This window comes from Serratia sp. HNCC26DJ244 (assembly GCF_057180565.1).
In genome coordinates this window covers 1-2,043 of sequence record NZ_JBXUGO010000055.1, presented here as the reverse complement: position 1 = coordinate 2,043, position 2,043 = coordinate 1, and the positions used below count along the sequence as shown (strand labels likewise).

Below are 2,043 nucleotides of genomic sequence, written 5' to 3'. Positions count from 1 at the left end.
GGCCAAGGTGCCATCCAGTACAAGACCGCCAGTGCCAAACACGTTAACCAGCAAGTCGTTGTTGGAGCCAGGCAAACCGTCGGTCGCTATCACCAGTGCATCGTCGCCATCTTCCAGCAACTCCAAGGCGGTAAGGGCGTAATTCATATACAACCCCGCGCCACTCTCCCCACTGTTGCTCAAGCCGTAATCATAAATCCCGTTGGCAACATGCACGCCATTCTGTTCAATGGCGTCGGAAACATTTTGCCCCACCTCATCGCCATTGATCTGCAAGGTCAGTTGGTCGGCCCCACTGGCGGTTTGGGCACTCACCAACTGCACGCTATCGCCATCGGTCATTTGATTGAGCAGCGAGCCGCTGCCAGTACTATTGGCCACGATTGCCGGACTTTCCAGATCAATAATGCCGCCGGTGGCGGTGAAGTCATCGGTAGTGATCAAGCCATCTGCACGTTGCCCCTGGATATCACCATAAAACTTCAGCGTGCCGCCATTCAGGCTGACGTTGCCGACACTTTCCGTGCTGGTCACGTTGCTGCTACCGACCGTGGTATAGCTCCCCGTCCCCAGGTTCAGGGTCGCCAGGGTTAACGTACTGGTATTGGTGCCGATGAGGTCAAACAGGGTATTTTGTAAATTCACCGTACCGGCAAAAGCGCTGCCTACTGCGGTACCAAAATTAAACGCCGTGTTGTTGGTGCTGACATTGACATCCCCCAACCCGCTCAACCCATTATTGAAGGTAAAGGCCCCGGTGGTGGTGATATTCAAATCGCTGCCGGTATCCGCCACATTCACCCTGGCGAGAGTATTGAGCACCGTGCTGCCGTCAATATTCAGGCTAGAGCCATTGGTGATATCTAGCAACCCACTCAAATCCAGCGTTCGATTGTTATTGGTCAGATTGATATGGCTGGCGTTCAGCGTCCAGGTGCCTGCCCCGCTGAGGGTATTATCCAAGGTGCTCAAAATACCATTGGCATAATTGCTAAACAGTAAATTACTGCCACCGGCCATCGCCACCGAACCGTTACCCAGATTCTGAGCCTGCGCCACGGTCAGGGTACTGTTGCCAATCAGGTCATAGAGTCCATTGAAGGTACTGTTATTACCCGACAGGGACATATTCGCCAGAGCACTGAGGGTGACCGTCGAGCCCGCTACCCCGGTCAGCGCATTGGCCACATTCCCTGTCACGCCATTAAAAACGAGGCCAGAGGTGTTGCTGGTTAAATTCACTCTCGCTGCTGACTGCCCCAGATTGTTAGCCGCATTGACGGTTAACCGGCTATTCGCCGCAATGACATGATTACCGGTAAAACTGTTATTACCGGTGAGTTGCACATCCCCCAGGGTATTGATGGTGCCGAGACCACTGAGTTGGTTGGCAAAGCTGCCATTACGGGCAAAATTGAGGTTACCCCCCACATTCACCGCACTGCTGCCCAGGGTCCCCGCACTGTTCAACACCAGGGTCGCCCCGGTGGCAATGGTGCTATTACCGGTTAAACCGCCATTGGCGGCACTCACTGTCAAGGTCCCCCCTTGGAGATTCAACAGCCCATTACCGCTTAGCCCCCCGGTAGCACTGGACGTCCCCCCCTGGGTCAGTGCCAAAGTACCGGTCCCCAGGTTAATGGTGCCATTGTTGGTTAATGCCCCACTGGTGAGCACACCGCTACCCAGCAATACCGTGCCGTCATTGGTGGTGGTCGACACACTCTGGTTAAAGCTGTTGAGGTTCAAGGTACTGCCGTTGTTCACCGCCAGTAAGTTGGTGCTCCCCAAAGCCCCACTGGCCCCCAGCAAGACGGTACCCCCGCGAATGGTGGTGTTACCGCTGTAACTGTTGGTGCTGTTGGAGATGGTTAACGCAGCCTGGGTGCCATCCAGTACAATGCCCCCGGTACCAAACAGGTTAACCGACAGATTATTGTTAGACCCTACGACCCCATCGGTGGCGATCACCAAGGCATTAGCACTATTGACCAACAACTCTATCGAGCCAAGGTCATAGCCCATATAAAGACCCTGACCACT

The 2,043-nt window shown here is 54.5% G+C and carries 1 protein-coding gene; it reads right to left on the bottom strand.

Annotated elements, in window-relative coordinates:
- On the bottom strand, positions 1–2,025 hold a 2,025-nt coding region (locus AC2A06_RS18475; protein ID WP_484381253.1), incomplete at its 3' end, for a beta strand repeat-containing protein.
- Positions 2,026–2,043: the final 18 nt, after the last annotated feature.